General features: G+C 69.9%; 12 protein-coding genes. All 12 read right to left on the bottom strand.

Annotated features, from left to right (window positions below; translation table 11 throughout):
* Window positions 1–31 precede the first annotated feature (31 nt).
* Window positions 32–628: a hypothetical protein gene (locus tag IPK71_31735; GenBank protein ID MBK8218325.1), complete on the bottom strand. Its 597-nt coding sequence runs from the start codon at window positions 626–628 to the stop codon at window positions 32–34.
* A 156-nt stretch (window positions 629–784) separates the two neighbouring features.
* Entirely contained in the window at window positions 785–1,729 is a 945-nt protein-coding gene (locus tag IPK71_31730) for an NAD(P)-dependent alcohol dehydrogenase (protein ID MBK8218324.1), read from the bottom strand.
* Between the two features lie 2 nt (window positions 1,730–1,731).
* A complete protein-coding gene (locus tag IPK71_31725; protein ID MBK8218323.1) occupies window positions 1,732–2,835 on the bottom strand; it encodes a hypothetical protein in 1,104 nt (367 codons plus the stop codon).
* 1 nt (window position 2,836) lies between these two features.
* Complete coding sequence (locus IPK71_31720) at window positions 2,837–4,333, bottom strand: hypothetical protein (protein MBK8218322.1); 1,497 nt, start codon at window positions 4,331–4,333, stop codon at window positions 2,837–2,839.
* Window positions 4,334–4,476: 143 nt separating this feature from the next.
* The gene (locus tag IPK71_31715) at window positions 4,477–6,585 is read right to left on the bottom strand and encodes a M13 family metallopeptidase (GenBank protein ID MBK8218321.1); all 2,109 of its coding nucleotides are present in this window, start codon (window positions 6,583–6,585) and stop codon (window positions 4,477–4,479) included.
* Between the two features lie 306 nt (window positions 6,586–6,891).
* Complete coding sequence (locus IPK71_31710; GenBank protein MBK8218320.1) at window positions 6,892–7,896, bottom strand: L,D-transpeptidase family protein; 1,005 nt, start codon at window positions 7,894–7,896, stop codon at window positions 6,892–6,894.
* Between the two features lie 136 nt (window positions 7,897–8,032).
* Window positions 8,033–8,794, bottom strand: coding sequence for a 16S rRNA (uracil(1498)-N(3))-methyltransferase (locus tag IPK71_31705; GenBank protein ID MBK8218319.1), 762 nt, complete (start codon window positions 8,792–8,794; stop codon window positions 8,033–8,035).
* Window positions 8,764–9,624, bottom strand: a complete 861-nt coding sequence (locus IPK71_31700) for a 50S ribosomal protein L11 methyltransferase (GenBank protein MBK8218318.1) — start codon at window positions 9,622–9,624, stop codon at window positions 8,764–8,766. Before IPK71_31700 ends, IPK71_31705 begins: the two co-directional genes overlap by 31 nt.
* Window positions 9,625–9,650: 26 nt before the next feature.
* Complete coding sequence (locus IPK71_31695) at window positions 9,651–10,589, bottom strand: hypothetical protein (protein ID MBK8218317.1); 939 nt, start codon at window positions 10,587–10,589, stop codon at window positions 9,651–9,653.
* A gap of 54 nt (window positions 10,590–10,643) precedes the next feature.
* Complete coding sequence (locus IPK71_31690; GenBank protein MBK8218316.1) at window positions 10,644–12,494, bottom strand: protein kinase; 1,851 nt, start codon at window positions 12,492–12,494, stop codon at window positions 10,644–10,646.
* An 87-nt stretch (window positions 12,495–12,581) separates the two neighbouring features.
* Window positions 12,582–14,471: an ABC transporter ATP-binding protein gene (locus tag IPK71_31685; protein MBK8218315.1), complete on the bottom strand. Its 1,890-nt coding sequence runs from the start codon at window positions 14,469–14,471 to the stop codon at window positions 12,582–12,584.
* 1 nt (window position 14,472) lies between these two features.
* Window positions 14,473–16,131 (bottom strand): ABC transporter permease, encoded by a 1,659-nt coding sequence (locus IPK71_31680; protein ID MBK8218314.1) that lies wholly within the window; start codon window positions 16,129–16,131, stop codon window positions 14,473–14,475.
* Between the last annotated feature and the right edge of the window lie 127 nt (window positions 16,132–16,258).

The raw sequence follows: 16,258 nt of genomic DNA, 5'->3' as shown, positions 1-16,258 counted from the left end.
TACAGCCCCCACGGTAGAAATTGGGCGGACCTCAGAACACGAACGTCCCACCCCGCAAAAGGCCCGCCCGAAGGCCCTTTTCGGCAGTTTGCGGCACGTCGGTCACCGTGAGCCCGCCGGAGGTCGCGAAGAAGAGGATGGCCCCGACGACGCCAAGGAAGAAGCCCGAGCCTGCGACGATGGCCAAGGCCTTGTCGGTGCTCTCGCCGAATCGCACGCAGCTCCGCGGTGTCACGCGCCCGAACGCGTCGACGGTCGAGTCGGTGCAGGTCGAGAAGATGGCGATGACCGGCCCCGCGACGCCGAGGAGACCCACCCCGGCCATCACGAGGCCCGCGGTGTGGAGAGGCTCGGCCGGACCGTGGAGGTCGAGGCGGCTCGCTCCCGTGAAGGCGACCTCGTCGCCCGTGCGCCGCGACGAGGTGTACGTGTAGGTCCCCGGCGCGAGCCGCAGCGTGCAGGGGGGCGAGCACGTCGCCCGTGTGCCCGTGAGCGCACCCGTGCCGCGGAGAGAGAACCCCTCGGGCACTCGGACCTCGACGGGGACGGTCTCGTCGGCGTAGGCCTCTCGGGGGAGGGCGGTGAGGGCGAGGACGCCGAGCACGAGGCACGAGGAGCGAGGGAGCACGTCCCTCTCCTCAGCACGTCTCGGGCCAGCGCCCGCGATCCTCGTGGGTTCGTGGAAGTGTCGGAATTCGATGGGAAAAGTGTGCCGTAAGCCTGGCCCCTCGCCGCGGCTCTCCGTGCGCTCGTGAACCGCGGGTCTCAGGGGGGCACGAGGCGCTCAGGGCACCGTGAGCACGACCTTGCCGCGAGCGCGTTTCGTCTCGACACGCTCGCAGGCCTGGGCGATGCCGTCGAGCGGGAAGACCGCGTCGACCACGGGGCGGAGCTTCTTGTCGCCGACGAGGCCGGCGATGGTCTCGAGGTCGCTCCTCCGCGACCGAACCACGACGAGCCTCGCGCGGCGCCGCGTGGGCAGGCGCGTCGTGAGCGTGTCGAGCACGACGCGGGCCGACGGGACCGTGCTCACGTAGGTGCCCTCGGGGCCGAGGAAGGGCCGGATCTTCGCGAAGGACTGGTTGCCGAAGATGTCGAAGAAGGCCTCGAGCGGATGCGGGAAACCTTCGCCCTTGGCGAAATCGAGCGCGCGGTAGTCCAGCGTCTCGTCCGCTCCGAGGGACGTGAGCAGCGGGCGGTTCGCCTCGCTCGAGGTCGTGACGACGTGAGCGCCGAGCGCCTTCGCGATCTGGACGGCGAGCACGCCCACGCCGCCGCTCGCGCCGTGGAGGAGCACACGATGGCCTGGGGCGATTCGAGCCTCGTCGCGGAGCGCCTGGAGGGCGGTGAGAGAGGCGAGGGGGAGCGAGGCCGCCTCGACGAAGGAGAGCCCCTCGGGCATGCGAGCGAGCTCGTTCGGGGAGACCCTCGCGACCTCCGCGAAGGCGCCGCCGGACCATGCGCCGATCATGCCGAAGACCTTCGTGCCCTCGGGGAAGGTCGCGTCGCCCGAGACGATCTCGCCCGCCCAGTCGTAGCCCATCGTGCGCGGGAACCGGAAGCCCGTGACGACCTTGAATTTCCCCTTTCGGACGAGCACGTCCTTCGGGTTCAGGGCGGCCGCTCGGACGCGCACGAGGAGCGTACCGGGGCGCTTCGTGGGAGCCGGGACCTCTCGCACGCGCGCGACGTTGGCCGGGCCGTAGGCGTCGTACACCACCGACTTCATCTCTAACCTCCGAGGAGCTGCGACAGCGCGAGCCCTGCCCCCGAGCCCGCCGCAGGACCGAGCAGGGAGAGCACACGGGCCCTGTCCTCGGCGCCGAGGCCCGCGCCGGTCGTCGCGACGATGCGTTGCGCTGCGAACGCACCGGCGCTCCGCGTGAAGCCCGAAGGCGTGCCGGCCCTGTCCTCGGGGATCGGGGTCGCGTCGCCCCCTTTCCCTGCGATTTTTACGGCGCGCGCGAGCATTCGCTCGCCGAGCACATCGAGCGCGACGCCGAGGGGCTGCCAAGCCTTCGCCTCGACGAGGACCCGCGTGGCGATCCCCAGCGCCTCGTCGACGGCGTCCTCGGGGAGATCGTGCATCGCGCGGAGCGCGAGGGTGCGCCCGTTGCGCGTCGACACGAGGCCCAACGTGGGCGCCGACCAGTGAAATATCGGCTCTTTGCGGTCGATCGTCGCGAAGTCCGTGAGGGGAGATTTGGAGAGGAGCTTCGCGAGGGTAAGGAGGAACGTCGAGTGGGGCGCTACACCTCCGCTCGTGGGGAGCTCGACGAGCGGCCGCGGGAGGCGGGTCTCGACGACGCGCCGGATCTCGGGCCAGGCCTTGAGGCGTGCGGGTGGCTCTTCGCCCAGGAAGAGCGCCTTGCCCGTCCACCAGGCGAGGGACACGTCGGTGCGGGTGACCTCGAAGATGCGAGAAAAGAGGGTGTGCCGCGAGAGCGCCTCTCCGACCGTGGCGGGCGAGGGGACGAGCGAGAGCGTGTCGTCGAGCACCGCGAGGAGCTTCGCCGGGGCGCTCCTCCGGAGCACGGCGTCGAAGCCCGGGTGCGTCGATTGGATGAGGTCGTTCAGGATCGCGGTGAGGGCCCACTCGCTCGACGTGATGGCCTCGAAGCGATCGACGGGCGCGAGGGCCCGCGCGACCCGAACACGTGCAAGCTGCACATGGCTCCCGAGCTCCGGGTCCGGGAACGGCCGGTCGCCCTCCATGGCGAGCGCGGTGGCTCCGCCGATGGGCTTGTGAAGGTGCATCTCGCCGCCCACGACGAGCGGCGCGAGGAACGTCATGAAGAGCGCGTCTTGGATGGGACCCGGCGCGGGTTTCGCCACGTCACCCTCCGCTCGGCGCGGGCTTCGGCGGCTCGACGGCGCTCATGGGGAAGGCGCCGAGGCCGTCGAGCTTGAGGTCGACGGTCTTCTCGGCGAGGGCCCGCTCGATCGACTCGGCGACGATGGGCTCCCAGGGTTTCGCCTCGAGCAGCACCGTCTCGAGGGGGACGAACGCCGACTCTTCGACGCTCATGGCGCGCGCGAGGTTGTCGACGAAGAGCACTTGGGACGCCGGCGCCCCGAGCGCGCGGTGGAGCACCTCGGGCGCCACGGCCGGGGTCACGTCGTACCCCGCGGGCAAGAAGAGGCTCGGGTGGAACTCGTAGAAGAACGTGCCGATCGGGATCGCCTCGATGCCCATCGACGCGCGCAAAAACGCCCCCTTCGGCGTGATCGCGATGCGCGTGCGGGTGATGGTGTCGTGGGGGAGCACGTACGCGAGCCTGCGCAGGAGCGAGACCTGCTCCGGGGGCACCCAGCTCGCCGTGACGTTGCGCCACGGAGCCGGAGAGGGCACGACCCGGAGCGGCACGCGGACCGCGTCGGGTTTCATGGTGCTCTGCGCCGAGAGCGCGTCGGGCCTCGCGTCGTGCCGAAGCTCGACCCGCGCGAAGGCCCGGAGATCGCCCATCGCGGGCGTGCGCTCGAGGGTCCACGGGTCGTCGCCGCGGCCACGGAGCAGCACGAGCCCGTTCGGATCGAACACGGGGCACGCTCGGAGCGCGACGGGGTGCCTGTAGCCTTGTTCGACCGCCACGCCGGGGCCCGCCGGCAAAAACGTGGTGATCCCGGGGGTGAGCCGCATGAGCGAGAGCATGCGCTTCGGGAGCTCGGCGAGGCGCACGACGTACCTGCGCACCGGGCCCTCGTCGAACGCGCTCTCCGGGGGCCACTCGCCGACGGCCACCTCGCCCTCGACACGCGAGCGCACGAAGTAGTGGATGAGGGCCGGCCCGAGCCCCGCCTCGGCGACGATGAAGCGCGGGCCCGCGTCGTCGTTCGTCGACGGGTCGACGTGGGGCATCAAGCGGAGGAGCAGCGCGCGGAGGTCGACCTTCTTGTCGACCTCGTACATCTGCGAGAATTTGTCGTGGTAGAGGCAGAGCGGCAGCTCCGTGGAGAGGAGCTGCGTGGCGTCGTACCCGAAGGGCGCGCCCGCGTCGCGGTACTGCACGAAGTGGCGGCTCGTGCCCGTGAAGGTGAACCCGCCGACGAGGCGCGCCGTCTCGGCCACGCGGTCCATGCGATCGCTCGACTCGGCCGCGAACGACAGCGTGATCTCGCGCGTGCCGAGCTTCGAGCGCACGAGCTCGATCTCCATGCTCGGCATGAGATCCTCGAGCGAGTGCTCCCGCGTGTAGACCGAGAGCCACGCGACGAGCCGATCGATCGACGGGAGGAGCACGAGCCCCTTCGCGCCGAGGGCCACGCCCTTTCCCTCGAGCCCGAGCCCGGGAGTCCTGAGGCGTGTCTGGTGGAGGGCGATCCGCTCGAGCATGCGCCGTCAGGATAGGGGAAAACGGACGCCCTTTCCGGTCAAAATTCGTTAGCGATCTTCATGGGTTATCGTGGTCGACAAAATGCGCGAGGGCGCCCTGGGGAGAGCGCCCTCGAAACCCGAGCCCGCGGGGGCCCGCAGGGTCACCAGACCTCGCAGCGCTCCTTGCGGACCATCTTCTGGCCCGGCTTGCACTGGAAGGCCTCGGCGAACTCCTTCGTGTTCGACAGCGGGCCGTTCACGCGGAACTGGGGCGGCGAGTGCGGGTTCGTCGCCACGAGGAGGCGCATCGACTCGTCGCGGTAGCTGCCGCACCACGCCTGGGCGAACCCGAGGAAGAACTGCTGCCGCGGTGTGTAGGGGCCGTCCGCTTGGCGGGCGTTCGGGCCGATCTGCTTCTCGAGGGCCATGAGCGCGAGCTTCACGCCGCCGAGGTCGGCGAGGTTCTCGCCCATGGTGAGCTTGCCGTCGACGTGCGCGTCGCCGAGCACGGTGTACTCGTTGAACTGCTTCTCGACGCACGAGGCGCGCTTCACGAACTCCTCGTCGACCTTGGGCGTCCACCACGACTTGAGGTTGCCGTCGGCGTCGAACTGGCGGCCCTCGTCGTCGAAGCCGTGTGTGAGCTCGTGGCCCATGACCATGCCGATGCCGCCGTAGTTCGAGGGCGCCGCCACGGTGTTCGAATAGAACGGCGTGCGCAAGATGCCCGCGGGGAACACCATCTCGTTCAAGAGCGGCTCGTAGTACGCGTTGATCGTGGGCGGGCTCATCTGCCACTCGGCGCGATCGACGGGCTTTCCGACCTTTCCGAGCTGGCGCGCGATCTCGACGGCGTCGGCGGATTTCGCGCTGGCGAAGTAGCTCGCGCGATCGGCCTTCACCGCGTCGTAGGAGCGCCACGTGTCGGGGTAGGCGATTTTGTTGGCGATCTTGGCGAGCTTCACGAGCGCCATCTTGCGCGTGGGCTCGTCCATCCAGCCGAGCGTGTCGAGGTTCTGCTTCATCGCCTCTTCGACGGCGACGATGAGCTTCTTCACGGCGTCTTTGCCTTCGGCGCCGAGCGTCTTCTTTACGAAGGGTTGCGCGAGCGCCTCGGGGAGGGCCGCGTCGGTCGCGCGCACGCAGCGCTTCCACCGCGGGGGCTGGGCCTTCGCGCCCGAGATCGCCTTTTTCCACTCGAAGCCCGCGTCGACGAACGCCTTCGGGAGCGTGGGGAGCGCGTCGCGCACGACGTGGAAGGTGAGGTACGCGCGCACCTTCGCGTAGTCGAGCTTCTTGCCGTCCATGAGGGCCGAGAGCCCCTTGAAGAAGCCATCTTGGGCGACGTTGAAGTCGGGCGTCTTCTCCATGCCGAGCTCACCGAGGTAGCTCGCCCAGTCGACGTTCGGCGCCACCTTGGCGAGCTCGTCGCGCTTCGTCGGGTGGTAGTTCTTCTGCGGCTCGCGGAGGTCTTGTTTCGTCGAGGAGATCTCGGCGAGGGCCTTCTCGACCGCGAACACGGCGGCGGCCTTCTCTTTGGCCTTCGCCTTGGGCTCGCCGAGCAGCTCGAACACCGTCTGCACGAGCGTGAGGTACGCCGTGCGGAGCTCCTCGGAGCGTTTGTCGGTCTTCAGGTAGTACTCGCGCTCGGGCATGCCGAGGCCGGCCTGGTGCACGGCGAAGATGACGCGGCTCGCGTCCTTGAAGTCTTGCTCGGGGCCGTAGTCGAAGAAGACCACCGTGCCCGACTTGTGGAGCTTGCCGATGACCTTCGAGAGGCTCTTCGCGTCCTTCGCGTTTTGAACGAGCTTGAGGTCGGCCTCGAGCGGCTTCTTGCCCGCCTTCTCGATGCCGGCCTCGTCCATGCACGAGCCGTAGAAGTCGCCGAGGAGCTTCGCGTAGGGCTCGTCTTTGCCCTCGCCCTTCGCGTAGCGCTCGAGGATCTCGTGGAGGGTCTTCTCGTTCTCCTCGCGCATGACCGAGAAGCTACGCATCCAGCTCGTCTCTTCGGCCGGGATGGGGTGCGCCTTGATCCAGCCGTTGCACGCGTACCCGAAGAAGTCCTCGCAGGGGCTCACCTGCGTGTCGATCGCGGACATGTCCACGCCCGACGCGCCCTCGACGACCTTGCCCTGCGGCGCGGGCTCGGGCACGGCGCTCGGCACCGGAGGCGGCGGAGGCGGCGGGAGGGCCGCGGGGGGCGTGCCGCACGCGGCGGCGAAGAGGAACGGGACCGCGAGGGCGGAGAGCGAAGAGAACGCGCGCTTCATGGGCCCCTTTTCGCCCGTTTCTCCGGCCCGCACAAGCGGCTCACCCAAGGTCCCGGCGTTCTCGCGGAAGCACCGAGAATGAGGTCGAACGGGGAGCTTCCGAGCGCGGAAGGACCGAGAATCCGGTCAAACGAGGACCTTCCACGCGCAGAAGGACCGATTCTGTGGTCCATCTCGACCCTTCCGGGCGCGGAACGACCGAAATGGACCTCGATCTCGGTGTTTCCGAGCGCGGAAAGGCGGATTCGGAGCTCGTCCGGGGGGCTTTCGCGCGTTTCGCTGCGGTTTTCGCCTCTTCGACGAATCTCAGCGGAAGCCGAAGCGCGACCAGTCGGTGTACCACTCGGCGTTCGGCCAGCGGGTCTTGCAGTAGTCCTTCGGGACGGCCGTGAGGGCCTTCTGCCGGAGCCACTTCTTGTCGAGCGGGCAGACGAAGGAGCGGTACTCGGCGGCGCTCGCGTCCCACGCGTGGAAGACGTTCGCCTCGGCCGCGGCGGGGCGCTTCACGCGCGCCTCGTAGCCGGGGTGCACGGGGTAGTCCGAGTCGACGGCCTTGCCGTTCCAGGAGATCTGCGCCTCGCGCACGAGCACGGGCACGCCGACGCCGTCCTTGCCCGCGGTGCGGAGCACGGTGTTCTCGGCCCAGTTCTTCGTGGCCATGTCGGTGCCGATGAGGTGCGCGAGCTCGACGATGTGCTCGCCGGCCATGCGGTTGCAGCCCTTCGACACGGGGGCGCGCTTCAGCTTCCACACCTCGCCGCCCTCTTCCTCCGGGGCGACGTCGATGGGGCCGTGGAGCGCGTGGCCGACGGACGAGTACTTGATGAACGGGAAGCCGCCCCACATGGTGGCGTCGCTGTTCGCCGAGTCCTTCACGGAGGGCGTGAACGGGATCGAATAGAGCGTTTTGTTGTCGCCCGGCCAGTTGCGGTAGGGCGCGTTGCGCTCGGGGTTGATCTTGTCGGTCGCGGCGGTGGCGACCGGGTAGCCGATGGCGAGCTCGGTGCGGCCCGCTTCGGTGCGGCGCGTGCGCGCGTAGGGCGGGAGCTTGGCGACGTCGTACCCTTCGGGCAAGAGGCCCGTCACGAGCGCCACGCTCGCGGGGATCGACACCTCCACCTTGGGCGACTCGAGGCTCGGGAGCGGACCCGAATAGACCCACTGCACGCTCTTGCCGGTGAGCGTCTCGATGTTCGGGATGACCGCGCCTTCGTCGTCCCCAGCGGTGGGGCCGGTGTCCGTTTCGGCGGAGCAGGCGACGAGCGAAGCGGCCAGGGCGAGCAGAGAAGCGAGCGCGATCGAGCGTTTCATGAAGCCTCGTTTTTCGGGATGGACCCGTAACGCCCAGAGATAGCAGGCCTTTTCGACCCTGCCATGGACGAAGCGTGGACCACGTGCTCGAAAGGCAGACGCGAGCACGGCCGGAAATGCGAGAAGATACGGCAGTTTACGTCGATAGGACGCGGACCGCGCCGAGCACGGCCGCGGCGACCGTCTCGGTCCGGAGCACGAAGGGCCCGAGGCCCACCCGGAGGAAGCCTTCGTCCTCGAAGGCGCGGAGCTCGTCCTCGGCGAGCCCGCCCTCGGGACCTACCGCGAAGGTGAGCGGCGTGTCGGGGTGGCCGAGCTCGGAGAGCAGCGCATCTCCGAGGCCGTGGGGCGTGCCGGGCGCGAGCACGAAGCGGGCTCCTTCGGGGGCGCGCGAGGCTGCGTCGCGGGGGGCGAACGGGCCTTCGATCGTGGGGACGTCGCCGCGACCGGACTGCCGCGCGGCCTCTTCGGCGATGCGCAGGAGCCTTCTGCGGCGCTCTTCGGCGCGCTTCGGATCGAGCTTCACGACGGAGCGCGCCGCGGCGACGAGCACGACGCGCGAGGCCCCGAGCTCGGTCGCGTCGCGGACGATGGCGTCGAGCTTGTCGCCCTTCGGCAGGCCTTGGAGTAGGCACAGCGTGCGCCTCGCGACGACACGCGCCGGAGCGAGCGCCTCGACGTGCAGCGTGACGCTCGCGCCGTCGAGCGAGAGCTTCGCGCGCGCCTCGAGCTTCGCCTCGGGATCGAACACCTCGAGCGCCGCGCCGTGCTCGAGCCGGAGCACCCGCGTGAGGTAGTGGGCGAGCTCACCCTCGAGCCGCATGGCGCCTTGGTGGAGGCCACGGACCGGGGCGCGGAGGAGGCGGGTCACGGCGCGCGGAGCACGATCGCGACCCACTCGCCCTTCTTGGGCGCCGACACGACCTGGAACGGCGCGTACGCCGCGACGACCTCTTCTTCTTGCGGGAGCAAGATGCCCGACAGCACGAGCAGCCCGCCCTTCGCGACCTTGGCCTTGAGGTCGTTCGCCATGGGCACGAGCACGCGCGCCTCGATGTTGGCGACCACGACGGGGAAGGTGCCCTCGACGGCGTCGAGCCCGATCGCGGCGGCCTTCACCTTGTCGGTCATGCCGTTGCGCTCGGCGTTCTCGAGCACGACGGGGATGACCTCGTCGTCGTTGTCCGTGCAGGTCGCGTGCGAGGCGCCGAGGTGGATCGCCGCGAGCGCGAGGATGCCGCTGCCCGTGCCCACGTCGAGGATGGGCTTTCCGCGGAGCTCGTCTCCGTGGGCGACGAGCGCGCCGCACACGAGGGACGTCGTCTCGTGGAGGCCCGTGCCGAACGCGCGGCCCGGCTCGAGCTCGAGCACGCGCTCGCCCTCTTTGGCTTCGTAGGCCTCCCACGGGGGGCGCACGACGAGGCCCGGGGCCACGGCGAATGGGCGAAAATGCTCTTTCCAAGCGTCGCGCCAGGCGTCGCCGACGACCCACTCGAGGCGCGGCTCGAGGGCCGGGTCGAGCGACTCGATGGCGAGGTTGGCGGTCGCCTCGTCCTCGAAGGACGCGACGAGCGTGACCTTGCCCGAGGTCTCGTTCTTCTTGAGGGTGGTCTCGTCGCGCTCTTCGACGCCGGTGGCGCCGAGATCGAAGAGATCGCTCGAGACGAGATCGGCGTCGTCGGGCGAGACGTGGACGTGGAGGAACGGAAATCGTGGCTCTTGGCTCATGGAGGGATCGATCGCGAACGCCGCGTTCACTCGCGGATGGTGACGGTGACGGTCCCCTGGCCGGGGCCGGGCGGAGGGGGCGTCGTGGTGGACGAGAACACGCCCGCGAGCGCGAGGCTGCCGACCACGATGGCCGCCGCGCCCACGACGCCGCCGCCGATCGCGACGGGCAGCACCCACCCACCGCTCTTCGGCTCGGGGACGGGCACGCGGAAGGGAGCGGCCGCGTCGCCGCGGGAGACGACCGGGAGCCCGGCCTTGTCGAAGCCTTGGAGGTAGTACTCGACGAGCGGGGGCTTCACCGCCGTGGCCGGGATCGTGGCGCGCACGCCGTCGCCGTCGACACGCGCGCGGACCTTCTCGAAGGGGCCCTTCGTCCCGGTACGAAAGTAGAGCTCGACGAGATCGACGCGATGCCCGGGATCCTCGAGGCGCGCCGAGAGATCGAGCTCGGCGCCGCGCTTCGCCTCGGAGGGCGACGTGTGGCGCATGCCCACGGCCGGAGGGGGCGGCGCTTCGGGCTTCTCGAGGCCCGGCCTGCCCTCTTGCTCCCACTTGGCGCGGGTCTGCGCGATGAAGTCCCGGAACCGCGGCGACTCGCTCGCGGGGAGCTGGTAGTCGGGGTCGATGCAGAGGAGGCCGCGCACGGCGCTCTCGGCCTCTTCTTTGCGGTTCAGCGTGATGTAGTTGAGGGCCAAGAGGCGGTAGACGTCGACCTTCTGGGCCTTCGTGTTCCCCGGTCGGAGGAGCGCCGCCGAGAGCGTCTGGATCGACTCTTCGTACTGCTGGTCCTCGAAGAGCTCACGGCCGCGCGCGATGAGATCCCCGCGCGGCGCAGGGGTCGCCGAGGGCGCGGGCCCTTTGGGCGGGGCCTTCGGCTGCGCGAGCGCGAGCGGCTCGAGCGTGAGGGCCGCGGCCGTGACGAGCGCGACGACGGAGCGGGCGTGGGGGGAAGTGGAGCGCAAAGCGCGGCGAGGCTACCACGCCCCGCGCGTTCTAGGCACAGGCGCACTGTGTGGTTATTTGTCGCCTAGAGGGGTCGTCTTCCCGCAGGCCAGATCGAGTGTGCGCACCGGGGCGCCCTTTCCGAGCTGGATCGTGCGCTTTCCGCACGGCACGACGACGCGCTGGGGCGTCTCGCCGACGACCTTCCCGTCCACGAAGATGCGGTGCCCGGGCGTGGCCGGGGACGTGTCGAGGATGGCATCGCGGGGGCCTGCGTCCGTCGGACCCGTGTCGCGCGGGACGGGGCCGCTCGGCGCGGGGGGGTCGGTCGTGGCGGACGGGGACGGCGCGGCCGCGCGAGCATCGGCCGTGGGCGGGAGCACGATCGGCGCCTCGTGGGGCGGGAACGGATCCGACGGAACGAACGGGACGGGCTCGGTCGGATGGTCCAGCATGATCTCGGCTACGGCCGCGCGCTTCGCGTACACGAGGCCGGAGAGCGCGAGGAGCGCTACGGCCACGATGCCGTAGGTGACGGCGAACCCTCCCGTCGTGCGCGGCGCGGCGGCCGGAGGGCTCACCGGACGGTGGGTAGGGCGTGGCTTCGACGTGCTCGCGGGGGCGGCGTGCAGGCTCGCGACGAGGTCCGCGTCGGCCGCGTCGACCTCCGGCTTGCCCGAGCGCGGCGCCGAGGCGAGCGGGGCGGTCGCACGGGGTGAGGCTTCGGTCACGCGCGGCTCGTCGCGTGTCGGAGTGGGGAGCGGAGCTGCGGGCGGGGGCGAGGGCGACTTGGGCGAGGGGGGGGCGGCAACGGCTTTCGCGGGGCTCGGCGCGTCGACCTCGGGTGCCTTGGGCGGTGTGGCGGCGCTGTCGGGGCCGTGCGGCGCATCGAGCGAAAAAAGGCTGTCGAGCAGCGTGTCGGCCGAGGTCTCGTCGGGCACGGACGATCGCCACGAGGGCCTCGTTCCCTCGGGCTCGTCGCGTGGCTCGAGGGTGCCGCGGAGCTTGGTCACGAGCTCGACGAGCTCCCCGCGTCCGGTCTCGGGCGGGCACACGTCGCGGAGGGTGCGCGCGACCTCGGCGGCCGTGACCACGCGTCGTGCGTCGTCGACGATCAAACACGCCCCGACGACCTCGCGCACGCGCCGATCCAGATCGCGGCGGAGCTCGTCGAGCGAAGGGAGGCTCGGCTCGGCCATCGCTTTGAGCACGGCGAAATCACTCGCGCCAGGCGCCTTGAAGGCCGGCCTCCTCGCGAGCAGCTCCCACACCAAGACGCCCGCGGCGTACACGTCGGTGTGGGGCCCGATGGGCTTGCCCTTGACTTGCTCGGGCGCCATGTACCCGAGCGTGCCTTTGAGCGCGCCAGCCTCGGTCTCGGAGCGCACCCCCGTCACCTTCGCCACGCCGAAATCGGCGAGCTTCACGTCGCCGTCGAAGGCGATCTGGATCGTCGCGGGGCTCACGCCGCGGTGCACGATGGGGGAGGCGAGGCCGTCGTCGTCCCGGACGGCGTGGGCTTTGGCGAGCCCTTCGAAGAGGCAAATCGCGACGTAGAGCGCGGCACCGTCGGGCACGGTCAGGCCGGCGCCGGTCGCGGCGGCGACGAGCGCCTCGAGGGTCGGGCCGTCGACGTGCTCGAGCACCATGACGAGCTCGTCGTCGTGCGAGAAGAAGTCGAAGAGGCGCACGATCGACGGGTGCGAGAGCTTGGCGTAGGCCGCGGCCTCGGTCGCGAACGTCCGCGCGACGGCGCTGTCGGTGGGGTGCCGATCGGCGAGCCTCTTTAGCGTGACGGTGCGCTCGAACCCGAGCGGGCCCTCGGCCTTCGCGAGCCACACGTCGGCGATGGGGCCGCGGGAGAGCCTCCGGACGATGCGATAGGCCCCAATCTTTTCCCCTTGCGGGATGTCGTCGTCTCGCATTCGCCAAGGCGGCGAACCGCCGCTCCTCCCCCATGCTCGCCCGAACCCGCTCGCGCCGACAAGCACGACGGCGATCGCGAAAATCCTTCAGGTGTACCCACGAGCTTGAAGCTTGAAGAGCCTCGCGTAGAGCCCTTCACGGGCGACCAACGCGTCGTGTGTGCCTTCCTCGCACACCGCGCCGCCGTCCAGCACGACGATGCGGTCGGCCATGCGAACCGTCGGAAATCGATGGGAAATCACGAGGGTCGTGCGGCCCTCGGCGAGCGCCTGGAACCGGTCGAACACCACGTGCTCGCTCTCGGCGTCGAGCGCGGCCGTAGGCTCGTCGAGCACGAGCACGTCGGCGTCCTCGCGCATGAACCCTCGGGCGAGCGCGATCTTCTGCCACTGTCCGCCGGAGAGCTCCACACCTCCGCGGAACCACTGCCCGAGCGCGGCGTCGAGGCCGCCCTTCTCGGCGAGCGACTCGACGACCGTGGTCGCTCCGCCCCGCGCGACGGCGCGCTCGATCGCGTCGTCGTCGTGCATGCGTGCGACCTCACCGACCCCGACGTTCTCGCGGAGCGAGAGCTGGTACTGGTTGAAGTCCTGGAAGACCACGCCGAACCTTCGGACGAGGGCGCGCCTGTCCCACTCGGCGACGTCCCGGCCGTCGACGAGGATGCGCCCCTCGGTCGGTGTGTAGAGGCCGGTCATGAGCTTCACGAAGGTGGTCTTGCCGGCGCCGTTGTGGCCCACGAGCGCCACCTTCTCCCCGGGGCGGAGGACGAGATCGATCCCCCGCAGCGCGTAGGCCTCCTTGCCTGGGTAACGAAAGCCGACCCCTTCGAAGCGGATCTCTGCGCCGCCGCTCCTCGGCGCGCTCGGGAGCGCGTCCGTCTTCGCACGTGTCGTCGCGCCATCTCCGGAGGTCACGGCGAGGGCGCCGAACGAGGCCTCGTCGTCACCCAGGAAGCCGAAGAGGTTCGACATGTACAGGTTGTGCTCGTAGATGGACCCGACCGAAGAGAGCGCGCTCTGGAAGGCGGACTGGCCCTGACGGAACGCGAGCACGTACATCGTCATCGTGCCGAGCGAGAGGGCACCGCGGGCCGCGAGGAGCGCGACCGACGCGTACGTCGCGTAGAGGGCGAGCGTCGCGATGAGCGAGAGCCCCGTGGTGGTGGCCGACTTCTTCACCGCGAGCTTCGTGTCCTCTTGGTAGAAGGCCTCGGCGGTCTCCACGTACCGCCCGAGGAAGAGCGCGCCGAGGTCGAAGAGGCGGATCTCCTTCGCGTGCTCGTCGCTCGCGAGCGCCTGCTCCAGGTAGAGGAGCTTCCGTGACTCGGGCGAGCGCCAGTTGCGGAGCTTGAACTGCTTCTTCCCGAAACGAACCTCGGCGATCGTGGCCGGCACGGTCGAGAGGAGCAGGAGCGCCGCGACCCAGCCGCCGAACCCCACGAGCAGCGCCAAGTACCCCAAGAGCGTCAATGTATTCTGCACGAACGAGAAGGCGTCGCTCACGAGGGCGACGGGGCGCGACGAGGCCTCGCGTCGGGCGCGGGTCATGCGGTCGTAGAGCTCGGAGTCCTCGAAGTCGGGCAGGCTTAGGGTGGTGGCCTTGGCCAAGATGGCCGTGTTCACGTCGACCCCGAGACGCGAGCCGAGCACGAGGCGCGCGAGCTGGGCCCCCCGCGTGACGAGGGCGAGCGTCACGACCACGGCGAGCTCGGCGGCGACCCACGCGAGGGCCTCGCGCTCGTGCTTCGCCACCACGGCGTCGACGAGGCGCTTCCCGATGAACGCGACGGCGAGGGGCAGGGCGCTCGCCGCGAGCGTCAGGGCGACGAAGGCCGAGGCTAGGCGAGGGGCCGACCGGAACACGAGGCGCGCGGTGCGGACAGTGTACCGCGCGCTCTCCCGCAAGCGCTCGCCGAGCGGGCGCTCGTCGTCTTTTTTTTCCGGAGAGACGGTGCGGCGCGGAGCCTTCGCCACGTCAGTCGAACCGCAGGCCGTCGACCGGCCGAATGCTCGACGCCGCGACGGCCGGATACACCGTGGCGAGCGTGCAGATCACGATGGCGCTCACCGCGACGAGCACGAAGTCGCTCGCGTTGACCGCGACCGGGAGGCGATCGATGTAATAGACGTCGGGGTCGAGGCGCACGCCGAACCATTCGAGCCCTTTGAAGCTCGCCGTCGCCGAGCTCACGCCGAGGAACGTACCCAGGAAGCCGACGAGCACGCCCTCGAGGATGAACGTGCGCAGGATGGCCCCGTCGGTCGCACCGAGAGCCTTCAATATAGCGATATCTTTGGTCTTTTCGGTGACGAGCAGGAGGAGCGTACAGATGATGCAGAAGCTCGCCGCCACGGTCATCAGCGTCAAGATCAGGAACACGGCGATCTTCTCGACCTTGAGGGCGGAGAAGAGGTTCTTGTTGATGCCGCGCCAATCGCGGATGCGGAGCTCGGGGCGCGCGACGGCGGCCTCGAAGCCCCCGAAGTCGAAGCCGTCGAGCTCGGGATCGTCCACCTTCACGTCGATCGCCGACACCTTGCCGGGCATGCCGAAGTACTCCCGGGCGGAGTCGAGCGTCGTGTAGACGTGGCTCGCGTCGTACTCGTACATGCCACTGAAGAACACGGCGGCCACGCGGAAGCGCTTCGTCTTGGGCATGACGCCCATGGGGCCGAGGTCGCCGAGCGGCGAGATGAGCGTCACCTCGTCGCCCACGTACACGTGGAGCGTCTTCGCGAGCTCTCGCCCGACGATGATGCCGGGCCTCACGGGGGGTGGGGGAAGCTTCTCGCGTGTGACGGGGTCGATCTCGAACCCGAGCGTCTCGGGGCCCTTGGTGTAGGGCTCCCCGCCGGGGCCGAGGCCGATGATCTCCTTCTCGGGGAGGTGGAGGAGCTTCTCGGGGCTCGACAGGTAATCGATCTTCCCGACCTCGATGTTCGTCGGGAGATCGATGACCGTGCCGATCGTGCCCGGGTCGATGCCACGCACGACGACGCCGGCGAGGTTCGAGCTCGAGGTGATCATCACCTCGCCGTAGAGCACCGGCGACGCGCCGATGACGTGAGGGGCCTTTCGCACGCGAGCGAGCAGCTCCTCGCCACCCTCGAACGGGGCGAGGGACGTCTGATCGACGACGATGTGGGCGTTGTTGCCCAGGATCTTTCGTTTGAGGTCGGCAGCGAAGCCGCCCATCACGCTCGTGGCGCCGCACAGCACGAACGACGCGATCGCGACGCCCGCGATCGAGAGGCCGCTTATCGCCGACAAGAACCCGGATTTCTTCGAGCGCACGTGGCGGATCGCGACGAAGAGCGCGAACGCGCGGCGCTCGGCGACGTCGAACGCGAGCGCCACGACCACCGCGAGGCCCGCCCACAGGAACACGAGCCCGCTCAAGAGCGCACCGGCGCGAACGGCCGCGTCCTTCACCGTCCATGCCGAGCCGCGGAGGATCGGCAGCGTCATGGCCCAGTAGGTGAGGCGGATGAACACGATGCCCGCGACGGCGCCGAGCGCGCTCGTCAAGACCTTGCCGCGCTCGCGCTTCATCGCCCGACGCACGCCTCGCGCGACGAAGAGCACCGAGCCGAGGCCCACGGAGAAGAGCAGGACGAGCAGGGCGATGGACATGCGGAGGCCCCTCTCTTAGCGCCCGGAGGTGGGCTTGGGGAAGCGACACGAGCCTGTGCCACGCGATTCCCGGGGGAGGGCAGGGGTCACCTCCACCCGCACCATCCCTCGCCGAACGCCGACGGGC

This window comes from Myxococcales bacterium (assembly GCA_016712525.1).
Classification (GTDB): domain Bacteria; phylum Myxococcota_A; class Polyangia; order Polyangiales; family Polyangiaceae; genus JAAFHV01.
The sequence above is the reverse complement of the archived record's forward strand: the minus strand, read 5'-3'. Positions and strand labels throughout refer to the sequence as shown.